The organism is Pseudomonas sp. MF09156 (assembly GCF_059862305.1).
This window is the reverse complement of the sequence record NZ_JCBCUR010000022.1, coordinates 49,025-65,879: the sequence shown is the minus strand read 5'-3', so window position 1 is coordinate 65,879 and position 16,855 is coordinate 49,025. Positions and strand designations below refer to the sequence as shown.

At 56.4% G+C, this 16,855-nt stretch carries 18 protein-coding genes; 7 read left to right on the top strand and 11 right to left on the bottom strand.

Translation table 11 applies throughout. The features are described from left to right. Positions 1 to 91: 91 nt before the first annotated feature. The 9 genes from AC19YY_RS28000 to AC19YY_RS27960 all read right to left on the bottom strand — a co-directional run bounded on the left by AC19YY_RS28000 (position 92) and on the right by AC19YY_RS27960 (position 8,698). Positions 92 to 748 carry a LicD family protein gene (locus AC19YY_RS28000; RefSeq protein ID WP_169956288.1) on the bottom strand — a complete coding sequence of 219 codons (657 nt, stop codon included), beginning with the start codon at positions 746 to 748 and terminating at the stop codon, positions 92 to 94. Beyond that, positions 745 to 1,692, bottom strand: coding sequence for a methyltransferase (locus AC19YY_RS27995; RefSeq protein ID WP_500605166.1), 948 nt, complete (start codon positions 1,690 to 1,692; stop codon positions 745 to 747). Before AC19YY_RS27995 ends, AC19YY_RS28000 begins: the two co-directional genes overlap by 4 nt. Before the next feature lie 21 nt (positions 1,693 to 1,713). Continuing rightward, a complete protein-coding gene (locus tag AC19YY_RS27990) occupies positions 1,714 to 2,262 on the bottom strand; it encodes an NAD(P)H-dependent oxidoreductase (protein WP_169956284.1) in 549 nt (182 codons plus the stop codon). A gap of 21 nt (positions 2,263 to 2,283) precedes the next feature. Beyond that, positions 2,284 to 3,627, bottom strand: a complete 1,344-nt coding sequence (locus tag AC19YY_RS27985; protein WP_172314396.1) for an MATE family efflux transporter — start codon at positions 3,625 to 3,627, stop codon at positions 2,284 to 2,286. Between the two features lie 35 nt (positions 3,628 to 3,662). Further along, positions 3,663 to 4,667, bottom strand: coding sequence for a formylglycine-generating enzyme family protein (locus tag AC19YY_RS27980; RefSeq protein WP_500605165.1), 1,005 nt, complete (start codon positions 4,665 to 4,667; stop codon positions 3,663 to 3,665). 29 nt (positions 4,668 to 4,696) lie between these two features. Beyond that, positions 4,697 to 6,379, bottom strand: a complete 1,683-nt coding sequence (locus AC19YY_RS27975; protein ID WP_500605164.1) for a WD40 repeat domain-containing protein — start codon at positions 6,377 to 6,379, stop codon at positions 4,697 to 4,699. Then, positions 6,376 to 6,996: a GTP cyclohydrolase II RibA gene (gene ribA / locus AC19YY_RS27970; protein WP_500605163.1), complete on the bottom strand. Its 621-nt coding sequence runs from the start codon at positions 6,994 to 6,996 to the stop codon at positions 6,376 to 6,378. The genes AC19YY_RS27975 and ribA overlap by 4 nt, the downstream gene beginning before the upstream one ends. Positions 6,997 to 7,176: 180 nt before the next feature. Beyond that, complete coding sequence (locus tag AC19YY_RS27965; RefSeq protein WP_169956275.1) at positions 7,177 to 7,779, bottom strand: acyl-homoserine-lactone synthase; 603 nt, start codon at positions 7,777 to 7,779, stop codon at positions 7,177 to 7,179. Positions 7,780 to 7,978: 199 nt separating this feature from the next. Beyond that, positions 7,979 to 8,698 carry a helix-turn-helix transcriptional regulator gene (locus AC19YY_RS27960; RefSeq protein ID WP_170058283.1) on the bottom strand — a complete coding sequence of 240 codons (720 nt, stop codon included), beginning with the start codon at positions 8,696 to 8,698 and terminating at the stop codon, positions 7,979 to 7,981. Between the two features lie 326 nt (positions 8,699 to 9,024). Between AC19YY_RS27960 and AC19YY_RS27955 the strand changes: the two genes are divergently transcribed. From AC19YY_RS27955 to phnX, 5 genes are all read left to right on the top strand, one after another. Then, complete coding sequence (locus AC19YY_RS27955) at positions 9,025 to 9,399, top strand: VOC family protein (RefSeq protein ID WP_169956271.1); 375 nt, start codon at positions 9,025 to 9,027, stop codon at positions 9,397 to 9,399. Positions 9,400 to 9,542: 143 nt separating this feature from the next. Then, positions 9,543 to 10,634, top strand: coding sequence for an iron-containing alcohol dehydrogenase PsrA (gene psrA, locus AC19YY_RS27950; RefSeq protein WP_170058282.1), 1,092 nt, complete (start codon positions 9,543 to 9,545; stop codon positions 10,632 to 10,634). A 92-nt stretch (positions 10,635 to 10,726) separates the two neighbouring features. Beyond that, entirely contained in the window at positions 10,727 to 12,022 is a 1,296-nt protein-coding gene (locus AC19YY_RS27945) for an MFS transporter (protein ID WP_169956267.1), read from the top strand. A 22-nt stretch (positions 12,023 to 12,044) separates the two neighbouring features. Beyond that, positions 12,045 to 12,917 carry a LysR substrate-binding domain-containing protein gene (locus AC19YY_RS27940; protein WP_169956265.1) on the top strand — a complete coding sequence of 291 codons (873 nt, stop codon included), beginning with the start codon at positions 12,045 to 12,047 and terminating at the stop codon, positions 12,915 to 12,917. An 83-nt stretch (positions 12,918 to 13,000) separates the two neighbouring features. After that, positions 13,001 to 13,828: a phosphonoacetaldehyde hydrolase gene (gene phnX, locus AC19YY_RS27935; protein ID WP_500605162.1), complete on the top strand. Its 828-nt coding sequence runs from the start codon at positions 13,001 to 13,003 to the stop codon at positions 13,826 to 13,828. A gap of 63 nt (positions 13,829 to 13,891) precedes the next feature. On the opposite strand, the gene AC19YY_RS27930 is transcribed toward phnX, so the two are convergent. Then, positions 13,892 to 14,275 (bottom strand): c-type cytochrome, encoded by a 384-nt coding sequence (locus tag AC19YY_RS27930; protein ID WP_500605161.1) that lies wholly within the window; start codon positions 14,273 to 14,275, stop codon positions 13,892 to 13,894. A 184-nt stretch (positions 14,276 to 14,459) separates the two neighbouring features. Here AC19YY_RS27930 and AC19YY_RS27925 point away from each other — a divergent pair, with 184 nt between their 5' ends. Beyond that, positions 14,460 to 15,179: an SDR family NAD(P)-dependent oxidoreductase gene (locus AC19YY_RS27925; protein ID WP_172314388.1), complete on the top strand. Its 720-nt coding sequence runs from the start codon at positions 14,460 to 14,462 to the stop codon at positions 15,177 to 15,179. 17 nt (positions 15,180 to 15,196) lie between these two features. Here the strand turns inward: AC19YY_RS27925 and AC19YY_RS27920 are convergent, their stop codons facing one another. After that, positions 15,197 to 16,129, bottom strand: coding sequence for a hypothetical protein (locus AC19YY_RS27920; protein ID WP_169956255.1), 933 nt, complete (start codon positions 16,127 to 16,129; stop codon positions 15,197 to 15,199). A 192-nt stretch (positions 16,130 to 16,321) separates the two neighbouring features. Between AC19YY_RS27920 and AC19YY_RS27915 the strand changes: the two genes are divergently transcribed. Continuing rightward, positions 16,322 to 16,699, top strand: a complete 378-nt coding sequence (locus AC19YY_RS27915; protein WP_170042986.1) for a response regulator — start codon at positions 16,322 to 16,324, stop codon at positions 16,697 to 16,699. The last annotated feature ends 156 nt before the right edge of the window (positions 16,700 to 16,855 follow it).

The following is a 16,855-nucleotide window of genomic DNA, read 5'->3' as shown; positions in this document are numbered from 1 at the left end:
ACCTGTTGCAGAGCAAAAGCGAAGTAGCGAAACCTGTTGATAACCTAAAGGCGCCCTGTAACGCTGGACTATCAACAGGGACGGCCTGGGTTCAGGCTCGGGTTTTTACCGCACACCGAAAGTCACTCAGGGTCACTTTCTCGGTATCCAGATCAACTTCATACCGATGGTCAAACCCCTTTGCTGCATGGCTACTCCATTCGTTACCGTACGCACGCTCCAGATAGCGCCTGGAGGCCAATGCGTCAGGAGCCGGTAAATCGAGATGCCCAAAACGCATAGCGCCTCGGGAATGCCAATCCTCCACTGTCAGATACTCGCGGGGCCAATTAGCCAATGCCAGGTGACTGGTATAGCGAAGATACCCGTCCTGTTCGGACAACGGAAAGATGTCCACAGAGGGATATAAGTAATCGCGATTGTTCTCTTCCGGCATGGAAATGCCCGCTGTCGAGAACACCTTATAACCGCCCCATAGTTCCCAAGGCTGTTGACTGAGGCGATAACCCCGTTCGGCAAATTGCTGTTCCAAAGAAAAAAACTTTTCGATATCGGCCTCGAGAATATAGAGATCAGCATCGTCGTCCCAAGGAATCAAACCGGTATGGCGCACGCCCCCCAGCAAAGTACCCGCCGCCAGGCAATACTCGAGCCCATTGGCGGTAAAAATGTCATTAATCACTTCAAGTCCATCGTAGAGCTGATCGACAAACACCTGGGGGGTCTTTCCAAGTTTTTCTTGACTCATATCCCTTTCCTTTTGGCAGACAACGCGCGAGTGAATACCGTAGTGGCTTGCTCTGAAACTATCTCGAAGCCCAACTCATCCAGAAGTTTCGCAAGTTGATCCCGGCCATAGACTCTCGCCCCACAATTAACCAGCATATCCAACGACATCAATGCGCCTACTTTCGTATCGGTATCGAACTCATTGATTACCAGCACACCGTTGTGTACCAGGCCATGACAGATATTCCCCAGAATCTGCTTCGCCTCGGTTTCGTCAAAGCCCATCAACAGTCGCGAAATAACAATACAATCGGCCTCTATCGGCAACTTCCCGAGCACGATGTCATGGGGTAGGAAGTTCACATCAAACTGTTTATAAGCACTCAGGTTCCCCCTGGCTATGTCCAGGGTTCTCGCAAAATCCACCAGCGTGTACTTAAGATCAGTCGCCGTTCCCAACACTTGTTCAATCAACAATCCCGGTCCGCTCCCCACATCCACGATATGCCGAGGGGCATGGGCTAGCAGCACTTGGGCCAAACGCACATTCATCTCGCCGACGCCCTGTTGCATGGCCACCGCAAAATTGCTCTGCCGGTCATAGGCAAACGACGTGGCCTGCCCCGGACGGAAGAAGTCCTCCGCCACCGACCAGTTCGACCAATGGTTGGCGTCCAGCAATAGCAAGTTGGCGATCGACCCCGCGGTATCCCGGCGCAACGTGGCCCGAAGATCCTGCGCAACGCTGTAGTGCATGCCTTGTTTGTTCAGGATGTTGAGTTGCACAAGGGTTTCCAGGAGGATCGTTGTAGACACACGATGCAATTCAAGCCGGGCAACGAGTTCATCAATCGTCAGGTCTTCCTGGCAAAGCTCTTCAAAAAGGCCTGCCTGTACCGCGAACATGACAGCACGAGCCGCCCTGAAGTTGAACACCAACTGGTGAAGTTCTTGTGGTTTCATAGTCGATCAAGCCCATAAGGATTACATGCCGTAGCTGATCGCCGCACCAACCCCCAACAGGGCAGCACGAACAACCGAAAGTTGGCGCGCGTACAACTCCAGCATTTGCACGCAGGCGCTGATACGCCGCCCCAGACCAGGATGAAGACTGCTGCTCATATCCGCCCCAAAGTTATGCACTTCACGAATAATCAGGTGATCCGGCATGTAGCAGATTTTTGTATTTTTATAAGTAGTGGCACGTAGATCCAGGACGGGGTAACTCCCCCCCATGCCGCTGGAAATCGAAACAATCAATGCCGGTTTGTGCGCCAGCACCGGGTACTCGCTGGAAACAAAAAACTCCTTGAGTACCGGCGGAGCCATGCCTGAGTGCTCCGGCGCGATAACAATGAAGGCCTCGGCCCTGCTTGCAAGTTCATCACTCTCAGGGCCGATGGGCTGTGTTGCCAAATTCAGGACTGTCGGTGTAAATACTGAATAGTCACGTAAATAATCTTCCAGGATTCTACTAACCCTCGAACTTTGCGAATCCATTCTTGGGCTACCAGCGATAATCAGCACTTCCATAGTCGCACCCGTCGGTAAATATCAAATAGTTTCCATCGGCCGGTGCTGCGTTTTCGGCATGGGCAGGGAGCGCCGGGCGCCTCTAGCCACCCAGACAGCCAGCACGCCTCCCAGCAGATTCAACGCCAACAACATCAGCAGGGCCAGATTGAAATCGTTAAACAGATAACCCACCCAATAACAGCCGGTGTGAAGCAACAGGACATACACCGCATCAATCGCCATGGCGGTCCTGGCTCTTTCAATCGCTGGCAACCCATGAACGGCCAGGTACAGCATGCCTCTGCCGAATACCGTGATCGGGATGATCATCAAGTACGTCACTACAAAGGGCAGTGCATCTTCATATCCACCCAACATGAAACGCGCCACCGGCAGGGCAAATACAATGAACGGCAATGCCACGACGGTTTGCCACACCAGGACCAGTCCATAGCCGGACTTGAAAATCATCCCTACCTGGCCCTGCTGCTGTTGAACGAATGCCTTGCTCAGCAGCACGGTGGTGACCGCTGACAGCCCCCACACGGGAATCATGATCAAGGGTTGCAGTTTTGAAATAACCCCCATGGTTGCAACTTCCGCGTCTCCCAGTTTAGAGATCAGATAAGTGGCCACGATTCCAGAAATGGGCCAGAAGGTTGCGGTGGAACTGGTCACCCAGGCCAATCGGGAAATGTTCGCGGCGGCCTTGATTATCTTGCCCACCCCCAGATTGCGGGGACCGGTGGCACGGGTTTTCCTGACGCCAAAGTAAATGCATACAAGTGCCCCGAAGGCCTGTGCCAGCCAGGCGGCATACACCGAGCCGACCAGGCCAAATCCGTCGAAACCACCCACGCCAAACATCAGCAGTGGATCGAGCACAATGTTCATCAGGCAAACCACCGCAACCACGATGGCCTGGGTTTTGAACAATGACAGACCACGCAGGTATGCCGTGGAAATGGCAAACGTGAGGGTAATGATGAAGCCGTACAGCCAAGTATTTAAATAGCCTTCGCTTTGCTCATAAATGGATTGCGCTGCCCCCATCGCTCCAAGCACCGCCTCAAGGTTCAGGCCTGCGCCCAATAGCACGACCCCATAGACCACTGCACCCATCAGCAGGCCAGGCAGCAACACATCGATAACGGTATTGCCCTCGGCCCTTTCCTGCCCTTTGGACACATGGACACTGATCGCCAGGGCAATGCCCATGGCAATCGTGTTCATCAACCACATGAAAGGGCTGGCCAGGCTTGCTGCCGTCAGAGACTCATGACCAAGGTGAGCGATGAACACCATGTCGATGGCATTCGCGATCATCAGGGCGCTGAACGACAACATGGTGTGCATGGCCTGGCTGTTGATATCTTTGCTCAACCGCCACAAGTCCTGGGCTCCGAACGCGCGCAGTCTCACTCGGCAACCACTCGAAAACCCACGGCATACAACGAGGCATAGGGGGTAATGCTCAACCCGTGCCGCCGGGAAACCCGGCATAGATCGGCAAAACGGCCAAAACAACCGCCCCGGGTGATTCGATAGGTCGGCCGGCTCTCGGAAATCAAGTCGTCCATGACAAAAGGACCATTGGGATACGCGTCGTAATCATTCGATGTGTATTCCTCGACGTTCCCGCCCATGTCCATTAGGCCGAACGGCGATGCGCCCTGTGGGAAAACACCGACCGGCGTCGTGGATAACAGACCAAGCTCGGCGGTATTGGCGTTTTCGGTCCTGGCCTCGTTGCCCCATGGGTACTCAAACTCGCCGGCACCGGCGGCGTATTCCCATTGCGCCTCGTCAGGCAAGCGCACGGTCCTGCCGGTCCTGGCCGAAAGCCAGGCGCAGAACGCATCCGCCGCGCCCGCACTCACCGAGTACACCGGATGGTTGGCGTAGTGCAAAGGAAACGCCCGCAAAGGCCAGGACGTCGGCACCTCAGCGTTGGGGCAATCCCGTAAAAACGCCAGGTACTCCAGGTTGGTCACCGGATACTTCGAAATATTGAAGCCCGCCAGGGACACCGTATGCCGAGGTACTTCCTTGAGAATCCAGTCGCGAATAACCCCCACATCGGCATATTCACGCACGACTGCATCGATTTTCGACTCATCGATACCAATATGTGCCTCGCCCGCAGGAATGGACACCAGATTATTCAGCGCGCCCGCGATGATCCGGGGATCGCCCCTGATCGCCAACTCCGTGCCCAATTGCAAACGCCGGGACAAGTCGGTCGACTCCTCGAAACTGCGCAGTAATGCAGCGGCTTCTGGCGTTTCCCGGAAACGGTTCATCCGCTCCAACGTTTCAAGCAACCCGGTTTGAGGTTGATAGACTGCAGGTTGTTCACAGGGATCGAGCGGTGATGTGACCGTACATTTCTCTGCCACAACTACTTTTTCTCGTGCATTCATTGTTATAAGTCCACGCTGAAAATTAAAGGTCAGCCAAGCTCGACGGCGTAAATACGCCCGTCATAGGACGACGCCAGGAAACGCTGTTTTTCGTCGTCCCAGGTGAGGGAGGAAATACCTGCCGTACTGACTTTTCGCACATTGCCCAACCACTCCCGGGCCGTGCAGTCGTAAATATCGACGGTGCCTCCATAACTGCCAGTGGCGATAAAGTTGCCGTCGTCGTTCGACGCGATGCACTTGATGGAGTGAGTGTGACGACTGGGAATCGCCGCCCTCGGCTCACCCCATAACTTCAGGGTCAGATCCCGGGACACCGTGGCAACACCGCTTGCATAGGAACAGAGGTCATTCAATATGCCCTCATGGGCATGCGTGATCTTGTTGACCACTTCATAGGAGCGGATATCGGTTACGCCGATTTCACCATCGGCGCACCCGGTATAAAGGCAGTTGCCATGCAACGAAATGCCCTTGATCGCGTTTTCATGAATCTTGTGGCAGGACACAAACTCCAAGTGCCGATCGTTAACCTTGAAGATGATGATATCGCCGGAATAACTCCCCACCGCCAGGCGCTGCTCGCCATCCAACTTAAAGTTCACCCCGCAGTTGAGAGGGGCGTGATGGGCATAAACCACACGGTTTTTCAGGACATCAAACACTTGTCCGGTCTGTCCGCCACATACCAGGACCGGTCCGGTCTTCACCACAAAATTGCACAGCGATTGTGGCCCGCCCATATCTTTGCCATCGGCCTTCAACAGACCCGCATCGCCAATACTGTAGATAACGCCTTCTGCCGCATGCACCGAGTTCAAGCTGGCCGAAGGGACAAAGCCCTCAAGGTCCCAATGGTTGCGGGCGATATCCCAAATGGCGAACGTAGAACCAAACGTCGCGAAATAGATTTTGTCGCGTCTTTGAAACTCCGCCGAGCGCGCCCAGATCTCCTTCGGATACTCAGAACGTTTCCACTCCACCAGAGTCTGCCCCTCGATCGACCACAGCACCGCGATCCCGTCATACCCCAGGCTCAGCAGACTATTGTCGAACTTTGACTTCACCAGCTTCTTGACGCTGGAGCGATGCCCCTTATAGGTATTTACAACCGTATTGCCATTGATGACCTGAAGTTCACCGTCATTATTGCCAACGATAAAGACCCCCGCCGAGAGCGTCACCAAGGCGTCCATATCGTGGCCTTCCGTCTCCTTGGTCGCCAGGCACTCCCCGGTGGCCGCGTCCCAAGCACGAATGGTCCCATCGGTGCCGCAGGACAAAAGTTGCAGGCTGTCGGCTGTCCAATCGAAGCTCTCTACCAGGCCACTATGCCCTTGCATCTTGCAGATGAAACTTCCATCTTTGTGATGCACCGACAAACTACTGTCGTAAGAGCAACTGGCGATTTTCTCACCATCGGGAGAAAACTTGGCCTGCATGACGTCATCACTGTGGCTGGTCATGACACATTGCAATTTAAACTCAGGCACGCTCCAAAGCCGGGTCGAACCATCACTGCTCGCCGTCACCAACAGGCTGCCGTCAGGGGAAAAATCACAGTAGTTGGCCAAATGGTCATGCCAGCCGCGTTGCAGGGGTTGGCGTGTTTGTGCATTCCACAAAATTATCTGGTTATCGTAGCCTGCCGTTGCAATGTACTGTTGCTCAAACAGTGAGAGACCGCTGATAGGTGCCTGATGCTGAATCATTGAGTACCCCCTGCCTGGGCAGTGAACTGGTGATTGGTTACTTCTATTTTTGCTTTTATATAGCCTTCGTTATGCTTGCCAATATGCATGGCAGTGGACTTGACCTCGATAATTTCGATACCCAGGTTTATTAGCTGCAACTCTTTTTCCGGGTTATTCGTAAGCAAGATTATTTTCGGGCAACCCAATGCTTGCAGCATCTGTGCAGCATCAAAGTAATCGCGCAAGTCATCGGCAAATCCGAGCATATTGTTGGCTTCATATGTATCCACACCTGAATGCTGCTGCAGTGCATAGGCCTCCAGCTTCTTATACAAACCGATGCCCCGGCCCTCCTGGCGCAGGTAAATCAAATACCCACCTACTTCGTTAATCAGGCGTAGTGACTCTGAAAGTTGGTCGCCACAATCACACTTCATGGAGTGAAAAATATCACCGGTCAAACACTCGGAATGCAACCTGACCAACGGCAACTTCTGACCGTCGGCCATGAACCCGCCCAGGCGAATAGCAATATGCTCAACAGGATCTTTCAAGTCATCGAATGAAATGAAAGTGGCAACCACTTCGCTGTCCAACATGAGTGGTATATCGACTTCCTTAATAATCGTAGCCATTTTATTGTTTCCCTGGACGACAGTTATTCGGCAAGGCAGTTCGCCCTGCAGCTTTTTATAGGAAGAGTACATTTACGAAGACAAACCAATCCGGGCACACCACTTCGAACGACTTGAAGTTTCGTACTCTGGTTAGCGATGCCGACAGATTGCTCTGGCCGCCACCCTGCGGATCGTTAGCTACTGCAACGTAGCGCCACAACAACTTCTGGATACGCCAAACAGCGCACGTTGAGTCACCGCACCCAGATCTATTTCCAGGGCAATGGCCTTTTCCTGGCCAATGACACGTACCGGCCCAAGCCGGGTGATCACCAGGCCAGCCCTGATCAGCATTCGCTCTACCGCTACCGTTGTAACCGTCACATAACCCTGGATATGTTGCTCGACACCATAGGCAACGATGGCCTTTACGGCCTCCAGGGTAAAGTCGGAAAACCCCTTGTTACCGGGATATCGAGGGGTTACGGCAAATCGACTGAGTTCCCATACCTGGGAAGAAACAGGCGCTGGTCGCCCTTCAAGCAACTCGGAGAAAGTATCCCTGAGCATGTAGGGGCCCGTAGTAGGTAATAAACGCCAGCACCCTTTGATCTCACTGTCTCCGCCATCCTTGATCAGCATGTAGAGAGGCTCCAGTGCGTCATAACCATCAATTTCCATATCGGCAATGATTGCAACATCCCAGCCCTTACGCTTTTTAAAAACATCTGCGCGCAGCCTATGCATGGCGCACAGTTGCTCACTATCTATTTCATCCCGCCGACCGATTGTGAAATGCACTGGATTCCCTTCCCTACGAACACTTAAACCTCAATCTATCCGCCTTAACAGAATGGTCATACTAGTAGGGTAACCAGTTGCATTGATTTTGGATCCAATGCATGATGGCCGGTTGCCCCTCCTTCAAAAAACCACAGATAACCCGCTGACCGTGAAGCCAGAGCGGGTGCCTGGATATAGAAAGGAGATTGTGGCAGCGCTAGAGGCTGATCAGCCCGAGCGAAACAGCTTTCACTGCGGCAGCCCGACGGGACGCAACGCCAAACTTGGTGTTGATACTCGCAAAGTGATAATTGATATTGGCTTCCGAACAGCCACAGATCCTGGAAATATCCCAGGAGCTTTTCCCGACGGCGCACCACTTGAGAATCTCTTTCTCACGAGTCGTCAGGGAAATCACCCTTGCTCCAGTCAACTTGCCCGCACCGTCCAAAGCGCTTTGCAGAATGACATCTTTAAGAATGGATAATTTTGGAATCATGGCATTGATATGACGTGTCGTTCCAGCAATGTCTTGAGCGTCTACCGCCAGACTGAAAGTACCGAACTGTCCCTGAGGTCCATGCAGGGGAAAAGTGATCCCCCTGGAAAGTCCATAAGCGTTGGCCTCTTCGCGAAACTCTCGTTGGCGGGGCGTGCAATACAATGACTCATCCCAGACAACGGGCCTGACATTTTTAAACGAATAAACAACCACAGGATCAATAGTTGCATAACGCAATTGGTCATAGCGACTTCGCCAGGCCATCGGATAGTTACTGACAATCATCGCAGCACTCAAATCGGCATCATACTTGGGCAACAACCCGATCAGGACTTTGGTAAACCCATACTTGTCGTTGATTTTTTCGATAGCTGAAAACCACTGATCCTGGGTTTCCAACCCATTCAACCGCACAAGTTCATCAATAAAATCCATTTAATAATCACCTTAGGTATTGTAGTAATTTCCCGACCAGTCACTGGTGGATTCCTAATAATGACGGCTATAAATACGACTTTGAATTATGGCCAACTGCACTGATGAAACAGCACTGCTTCGTGCACTGAAGGATGAAGGCCAGTACCTGGTGGTACCTGTATTTCTACGAAGCACTGGGCATCCATGCACTCTCATAGCTCCTGATGTAACCTGATCATTGCGAACCGACGCTGAGCAAGCTAGCTGAGGTATACGACCTTCGCAAGCACACAGGTCGTCAGCGGTCATCGCTGGACTTTTCAGCGTTTCCTGAGGAATCAACGATGAATATGAACCAAGTGACCTTGCCCGTGACGGATATGCCGGCCGCCGTCGCGTTCTATTTAACGCTGGGTTTCACCCAGATAGTCTCCACCGATCACTACTGCCGATTTTCGTGCCCCGGCAATGGAGCGACATTTTCCTTATCCCTGGTTGAAACCGCAGGGGGTAACAACGCGGTAATCTACTTCGAGCATGAGCCGCTGGATCGCTGGGTGAGTGACCTGATCAGTAAGGGGATAACCTTCGATCAACTACCCACCGATATGCCCTACCTGTGGCGCGAAGCAATCCTTCATGACCCGTCAGGCAACTGCATCAAACTCTATTGGGCAGGTGAAAACCGCTTGAACCCGCCCTGGAAGGTCAACCGCTAAAAAGACCTGGGCACTGCCCCAGTGCAGCTGTGTGTCCCACTATCGGCCCAACCAATCCATCCCCCCAATCTATCGATTTGAGCTCTCCCCCACCCTCCCCGACTATTGGCGCCACTTCCTACAACAAAAACCAGGAACCCGCCATGACCGCCCGATTCCACAACCCGGTAGACACCCGCTTCGGCTGGGGCTGCCTGCAAGACCTGGCCAGTATCACCGCGCAGCAGACCGTCGCCCTTGTCACCTTCCCGGAGGCCCGTGGCCTGGGGTTGGTGGAGCGGATCCAGGCATTGCTGGGCGAGCGTCTGGTGTATGTCGTCGAGGATGTGCAGCCCAATCCCGATGTCGCGCAGTTGCGTGAAACCTACGAGCGCTTCTGGCTGCAAGCCGGGGATTGCGATGTGGTGCTGGCCGTCGGTGGCGGCAGTGCGATTGATACGGCCAAGGCGCTGATTGTCGGCACCGAGTCCGGGCAGTTCGATGAGTTGCTGGCATTGCTGGCGACCGGCCAGCCGTTTGTGCCGGCACACTGCAAGACCCTGATCGCAGCGCCGACCACTGCGGGCACCGGCAGTGAGGTGACGCCCTGGGCGACGATCTGGGATTCGGCCAGCCACAAGAAGTATTCCCTGCACCTGGATTGCACCTGGCCGAAGGTGGCGATTGTCGACCCACAGCTAATGCTGACCGTACCGGCCGGGGTCACGGTGTCGACGGGACTGGACGCCTTGTCCCACGCCCTGGAGGCGATCTGGAACATCAACGCCAATCCGATTTCTGACACCTTCGCGGTATCGGCCATCGAAGACATCCTGGAGTGCCTGCCACAACTGCGGCGAGACCTCGGCAATCAGGAATTACGCTCACGCATGGCCCTGGCCGCGCTCAAGGCCGGCCTGGCGTTTTCCAACACCAAGACTGCGCTGGCCCACTCCATTTCCTACGAGATGACCCTGCACCACGGCCTGCCCCATGGCATCGCCTGCTCCTTCACCCTGCCGCTGGTCCTGGGTTTGGCGTGGGGGCATGACGCGTCCCGGGATCGCACCCTGCAACGGGTGTTCGGCGATGACCTGGATAAAGCCCAGACCCGGTTGCGCAACTTCCTGCACAGCCTGGAGGTAAAAACCGAGTTTGCCGACTACGGCGTCACACCCACCGAGGCCGCCGCGATGATCCGCTTCGCCCTGCAAGGCGCGCGCGGCAAGAACTTTATCGGTACCCAAGCCGCCTAGGCTCAACGCAATTCAGTCTTTCCTCTTGCACCTGTAAAGGGTGCCTCCCCGTCGCTGCGGCCTCGGGGGCGAATAACAATAAGGAAAACATCATGAATCGTGCACACACCCTGCCTGTCCCTGCCGTTCGCTCGGCGTCGTTCCGTGTTGCCCAGTGGCGCATGCTGCTGGCGGCGATGTTTTGTTACCTGTTTTTCTACACCGGGCGCCAGACGTTTGGTTTCGCCATCCCTGGGATACAAGCCGAGTTCGGCCTGACCAAGGAAGTGCTGGGCTGGATCTCGGCCGCCATGCTCTGGTCCTATGCCATCGGCCAGGCGATCAACGGCAACCTGGCCGACAAGTTCGGTGGCCGGCGCATCATGACCCTGGGCGCCGTGCTGTCCTGTGGCGCGAACTGGGTCACCAGTTTTGCCAGTGGTTTTGCCGGGTTGATTTTGCCGTGGGGCATCAACGGTTACTTCCAGGCCCTGGGCTGGGCGCCGGGCAGCCGCCTGATCTCCAACTGGTGGAGTGCCAGCGAGCGCGGCCGGGTCTATGGCTTCTATGTATTCGCCGCGGGCTGTGCGTCGGTGCTGTCTTATGTGACCTCCATCGTGGTGCTGGAGGTGCTGCAACTGGAATGGCGCTGGATCTTCCGCCTGCCGGTCCTGCTGATGTTGGCCGGCGGCATCCTGTTTTACCTGGTGGCCCGCGAACGCCCGCAGGACCTGGGCTTCGAACCCCTGGCCGATACCGGTGTGGCCAACGCCGCGGACAAGGGCCATGAAGTGGCCCACGGCGCAGAAGAAACCTCGGCCCAGCGCTACAAGGCGGTGCTGAAAAACGCACGCCTGATCATTGCCGCCGTGTCCCTGGGTTTCCAGAACGCTGCGCGCTACGGCCTGATCGTGTGGGTGCCGGTGCACTTCCTCGGCGCCAACTGGAAAAGCGGCGACAGCATGGTCGATCCGAAGTGGATCACCGTCGCCCTGCCGGTGGGCATGGCCGTCGGCGCCCTGAGCAATGGCTGGGTGTCGGACAAGCTATTCGGCTCCAAACGCTACCTGGCGATCATGCTCTATATGTTCCTCGGCGCCGCCACCAGCCTGTGGATGTGGAGCCTGCCGCCCCATAGCGCGATCGGCCTGGTGGCGCTGTTTCTCTGCGGGTTCTTTGTCTACGGCCCGGCGTCCAGCTTCTGGGCGCTGTGCCCGGACCTGGTGGGCGCCAAGCGCGCAGGCACGGCCACGGGTGTGATGAACTTCTCGTCTTATCTGTTTGCTGGCCTGGCGGAACCCCTGATCGGCAGTATGCTCGACAGTACCGGCAATACGTCGCTGATCTTCATCGTCGTCACCTCGGCCTGCCTGTGCAGCGCGGTGGTGGCCCTGTTTATCCGCCGTTGATGCCCCTGGAACAGGATGCGTTATGTACCAGTACCACAAGTGGCTACGTTCCTTTCATGCGGTGGCGAAGACCGGCAGTTTCACCCTCGCCGCCGAGTATCTGAGCGTCGGCCAGCCAACGGTCAGCGAACAGGTGAATGCCCTGGAAAAGCAGTTCTCGGTGGAGTTGTTCCACCGCCGTGGGCGCTTTATCGAGATGAGTTCGGCCGGCCATGCGCTCTACGGGATCACCCAGGGCCTGTTCGGCCAGGAGGATGAAGCCATGCAATTGCTGCACAGCTTCAAGCAGCGCAAGACCGGGATGTTGCGCCTGGGCGCGGTCTCGCCGCCGATCGCCATGAACCTGACGTACGAGTTGATGCAGCGCCATCCGGATATCGAGCTGGAAACCTCGTTTTCCCCAGAGAAGGAGACCCTCGACCGCCTGTTCAATTTTGATATCGACGTGGCAATCCTGGCCCTCTCGGAGTTTGACCAACGCTTCGATACGCAGTTGTACCGGCGCTACCCGATCATCGCCGTGGTGCGCGACGACCATCCCTGGGCAGCGCAGAAAGAGGTGCACGTCGCGCAAATCAGCCAGGAGCGCTGGGTCATGCGTGAACGCAGCTCGCGTACCCGGCAACTGGTGGAAGAAAGCTGCAAGCGCCTGGGGGTGGACCTCAACTGCGTGATGCAGCTCAACAGCCGCGAGGCGATCGTGCACGCCATCGCCAAGGGCATCGGCATTGGCTTTGTGTCGGCGGTGGAATATGCCCAAACACCGGGCACTACACCGATCACCTTTGTCGACCACCCGTTTTCCATCGACTACCACCTGTGTTGCCTGGGCATCCGGCGCAACCGCCCGATGATCGCCGAACTGTTCGAGGCCAGCCCCATACCGGCTACCTGATTGGCTTCACCCTTTTTGCACTCAACCGGCTTACCTCATTTATCGAGGGACGGCCTGCTCATACCCGAAAATGGAGATCCACCATGAACTACCAACCACCTTCCAAGCTGCAAGCCGTGGTCCTGGACTGGGCCGGCACCGTTGTCGACTTCGGCTCGTTTGCGCCCACGCAGATTTTCGTCGAGGCCTTTGCCGAGTTCGGCGTCGCCGTATCCCTGGAGGAAGCGCGCGGGCCGATGGGCATGGGCAAGTGGGATCACATCCGCACCCTGTGCAATCAGCCGCAGATTGCCGAGCGCTATCGTGCGGTGTTCAACCGCCAGCCGACCGACGACGACGTCACCGCCCTGTATGAGCGCTTCATGCCGCTGCAGATCGAGAAGATCGCCCTGCACTCGGCGGTGATTCCCGGCGCGCTGGAGGCGATTGAAACCCTGCGAGGCAAGGGCTTGAAGATTGGCTCGTGCTCCGGTTACCCGGCGGTGGTGATGGCCAAGGTGGTCGAGCTGGCGCGGCAAAATGGCTACGTGGCCGACCATGTCGTGGCCACTGACGAAGTGCCCAATGGCCGCCCGCATCCGGCCCAGGCCCTGGCCAACGTGATTGCCCTGGGCATCAGCGATGTGGCGGCGTGCGTCAAGGTCGATGACACCTGGCCGGGGATCCTGGAAGGGCGCAGTGCCGGCATGTGGACGGTGGCGCTGACCTGCTCCGGTAACGCCCTGGGCCTGACCTACGCGCAATACCAGGCGCTGCCAGCCGCCGAGCTGGCGCAGCAGCGCGAGCGTATTAGCCAGATGTTTGAAGGGTCGCGGCCGCATTACCTGATCGATACCATCGTCGACCTGCCGGCGGTGATCGACGACATCAATGCGCGGCTGGCGCGCGGGGAAACCCCACAAGGCAGTTGAAATCGACACCTGACCTGTAGGAGCCGGCTTGCTGGCTCCTACAATGGATTTGGCTGTACCCGGCTACTGCCCCTGGAAGGTCTCAAGATACGCCAGCAGATTCCCGATCTTCTCCTGATCGCTGATCCCCCAGAAAATCATGCGCGTGCCACTCACCACTTTCTTTGGGTTCTCGATATAGGCCGCGAGCTTTTCCCGGGTCCATACCACGCCCGAATTTTTCATCGCGTCGGAATACTGATAGTCCGCCGTGGTGCCCGCCAGCCGCCCGATCACCCCATTGAGCTGTGGCCCGAAGCCGCCACGGGCATTCAGCCCGACACTGTGGCAACCGCCACAGGTCTTGGTGAACAGCCTGGCGCCTGCCTCGGCGTCGCCTGCTGCCGCCGCCCAAGTGTTGAAAAGCATGGCAGTGAACAACAGGGTCAGTAAGGCAGCGGGTTTCATCAGGGGCTCCAGGTCGGGGCTTCAGGCAGTAGAGGCAGCAATTATGCCTGCGGTTTACTTGTTCTCGTGCAGGTTGTTGAAGGGCCTCTCGGTAAACATTTGGATACAGCCATTCAATTGCCATCACTCTCGCCCTCTGTTTGCATGCGCACTTTCCATCAGCACGTCAGTTCAGGAGAGATCGATGAGAACCATGGTGGTCGGTGCTAGCAAGGGTTTGGGCAGGGCTTTTATGGAGGGTCTGGGCGGCGTGGGGGATACCTTGATCGGTGTCTCGCGCAGCCGTCCAACCGACCTGCTATCCAGCACCGGCGCCGAAGTGTCGTGGGTAGAAGCCGATCTTGGCCAACCGGCGCAGGCCGCGCAGTTCATCGAGCAGGCAGTGGCACAGGACGGCCTGGACACGCTGATCTATAACCTGGGTATCTGGGAAGAACAGGCATTCGATGCGGCCTACAGCTTCCTCAAGGATGAAGACACGCAGTTGGAAGCCATCGTCAGTTGCAACATCACCGCGCCCCTGCTGTTGATCAAGCGCCTGCTACCCGTGCTGTTAAAAAGCGCCAACCCACGCATCATCTTTACCGGCTCGACCTCAGGCCTGCCCCAGAGTGGGCGCCCGGAGGTGACGTTCGGTGCGTCGAAGTTCGCCTTGCGCGGCATGGCCGATGCCTTGCGCGAAGGTTATCGGCACCAGCGCCTGGGCGTGACCTGCCTGAACCTGGGTTACCTGAATACCGAGGATCCATTGAGCACCTCCCGGCTTGAGGCCGAGCAGCGCGGCGACGGGCAATTGATCCCGGTACACGACGTGGTGCAGGTGGTGCGCATGGCGTTGAGCCTGTCATCGGCCAGTTTCGTCAAGGAACTGACCTTGCCGGCCCTGATGGATGAGCGCTTCTGACTGAATGAGCCGAATCTTCAGACGGCCAAATAAATAGCCATCAGACACAACGGCACCAACACCAGCCCCAACAGCATCATGAACACCACACTCATGGCGTTGGTCCGGGGCGTGCCGACGTGGCTGACAAAGCCCATGCACAACCGTCGCAGCAGGTCGGCGCCCCTGGCGAACTGGTAGGCCACGGTGATGGTCAGCAGCGAGAGTGTTCCGGTGACTGCACAGTAAAACAGGATCGGCTCGGGCATGAAGTAACTGGAGATAAAGCCTTCGGACGTGGCATAGATAAACGTCACGGGCTGAAACAGCGCTATCGCATACAGCACATTGCGCAACGGGTCGAAGGCTATGGTTGGCCGCACTTCGTCAGCGGGCAGCAAGGCGTACAGCTCGTTCGCGTCCGACCAGCGAAACCAGTAGACCGCCACGCTGAACAGCACGTAGGCCAAGGCAATCGTCGCCGAAAAACACCACAGGAACCGCCACGAGCCAAACCCGCGGCGCATACCCACGTTGATGCTCCACTTGGTCAACTGGATGGTCACGCAGTCGATCACAATCGCCACCAGCAGGCCCTTGCCATAGAAGTCTTTGATGGCTTGCAGCACGTTCGGCGGCGGCGGCACATTGAACACGTGCTCGGGATTTTTAAACAGGTAGAGATCCAGCAGCCACACCACAAAAAACACCAGCGACACCAGCAAGGTGTACAGCGGGATGCTGATCAGTTGGCGCCGGGCCAGGAACGTACTCCCGAACACCCGCTGGAAGAGGTTGGCCCACAACTGGGCGATCCCGATAAACCGGTCGCGACCAAGGCTCATGCCACTCAAGGTCTTGAGTATTTGCAGGCGACTTTTCTTGGTGCCGAACGCAACGGCGACCAACACCCCGGTACACCCGAACAAAACGGTGGAAACGACGATCAACGCCCCGATCAGTTCTTTCACACTGGCATCCCTTGCGGTGAATTTTCGCGCTGCACATCCTGGCTTATCCCGCGCGTAATCCGCAAGCAACGGCGGTTTATCGCGCCATCTAATACGATCAAATGACCACCCATCGAATAAAAAACATCCAATCGAACCTATCCGCTGACAGCCCACTCCACCTTACTCAACCCGGATGGTGGAGTAGTGATCATGGCTCAGCCATCGATATTGGTATTGGAAGACGACGAGATCATTCGCTCGTTGATGGTGGATGTGCTGGAGGAGTTCGGCGCGGTGGTGACGTCTTTTTCTTCAGCCGATGAAGGGATGATTTTCCTCGAGCGCACCAGTGACCCGGTGGACCTGATTGTCAGCGATATCCAGATGCCCGGCCTGCTCAATGGCTATGACCTGAGCAAGGTGGTGGCCCATCGCTGGCCGTCCTTGCCCGTCGTGCTGACGTCGGGCAATACGGTGATGGCGGCGCAGTTGGGCAATACGGTGAAGTTCCTGCCCAAGCCATGGAGCACCGAAAGGCTGCTGCACTGCGTGCAAACCGCCCTGGAACAGGGCCCTTCCCTGCACTAATGGCATCGCGACACCTACACAATCGAACTTCGCGCTAAGCCGTGAGGTCTTTCTTTGGGTAAGTTTTGATATTTCTGACGCCAATGTCAGATTTATCAATACATCCCATCAGATAAAGACTATAGGTTGTATAGAATTGCGCCCCACCCTTATCCA

Excerpts from the sequence above, each read along its gene's own strand:
- AC19YY_RS27925 (WP_172314388.1), top strand. The coding sequence starts at position 14,460 with ATGAGAACCATGGTGGTCGGTGCTAGCAAGGGTTTGGGCAGGGCTTTT.
- AC19YY_RS27930 (WP_500605161.1), bottom strand. The coding sequence starts at position 14,275 with ATGAAACCCGCTGCCTTACTGACCCTGTTGTTCACTGCCATGCTTTTC.
- ribA (WP_500605163.1), bottom strand. The coding sequence starts at position 6,996 with ATGGCTACGATTATTAAGGAAGTCGATATACCACTCATGTTGGACAGC.
- AC19YY_RS28000 (WP_169956288.1), bottom strand. The coding sequence starts at position 748 with ATGAGTCAAGAAAAACTTGGAAAGACCCCCCAGGTGTTTGTCGATCAG.
- AC19YY_RS27990 (WP_169956284.1), bottom strand. The coding sequence starts at position 2,262 with ATGGAAGTGCTGATTATCGCTGGTAGCCCAAGAATGGATTCGCAAAGT.
- AC19YY_RS27960 (WP_170058283.1), bottom strand. The coding sequence starts at position 8,698 with ATGGATTTTATTGATGAACTTGTGCGGTTGAATGGGTTGGAAACCCAG.
- psrA (WP_170058282.1), top strand. The coding sequence starts at position 9,543 with ATGACCGCCCGATTCCACAACCCGGTAGACACCCGCTTCGGCTGGGGC.
- AC19YY_RS27975 (WP_500605164.1), bottom strand. The coding sequence starts at position 6,379 with ATGATTCAGCATCAGGCACCTATCAGCGGTCTCTCACTGTTTGAGCAA.
- AC19YY_RS27955 (WP_169956271.1), top strand. The coding sequence starts at position 9,025 with ATGAATATGAACCAAGTGACCTTGCCCGTGACGGATATGCCGGCCGCC.
- phnX (WP_500605162.1), top strand. The coding sequence starts at position 13,001 with ATGAACTACCAACCACCTTCCAAGCTGCAAGCCGTGGTCCTGGACTGG.
- AC19YY_RS27980 (WP_500605165.1), bottom strand. The coding sequence starts at position 4,667 with ATGAATGCACGAGAAAAAGTAGTTGTGGCAGAGAAATGTACGGTCACA.
- AC19YY_RS27945 (WP_169956267.1), top strand. The coding sequence starts at position 10,727 with ATGAATCGTGCACACACCCTGCCTGTCCCTGCCGTTCGCTCGGCGTCG.
- AC19YY_RS27995 (WP_500605166.1), bottom strand. The coding sequence starts at position 1,692 with ATGAAACCACAAGAACTTCACCAGTTGGTGTTCAACTTCAGGGCGGCT.
- AC19YY_RS27915 (WP_170042986.1), top strand. The coding sequence starts at position 16,322 with ATGGCTCAGCCATCGATATTGGTATTGGAAGACGACGAGATCATTCGC.
- AC19YY_RS27940 (WP_169956265.1), top strand. The coding sequence starts at position 12,045 with ATGTACCAGTACCACAAGTGGCTACGTTCCTTTCATGCGGTGGCGAAG.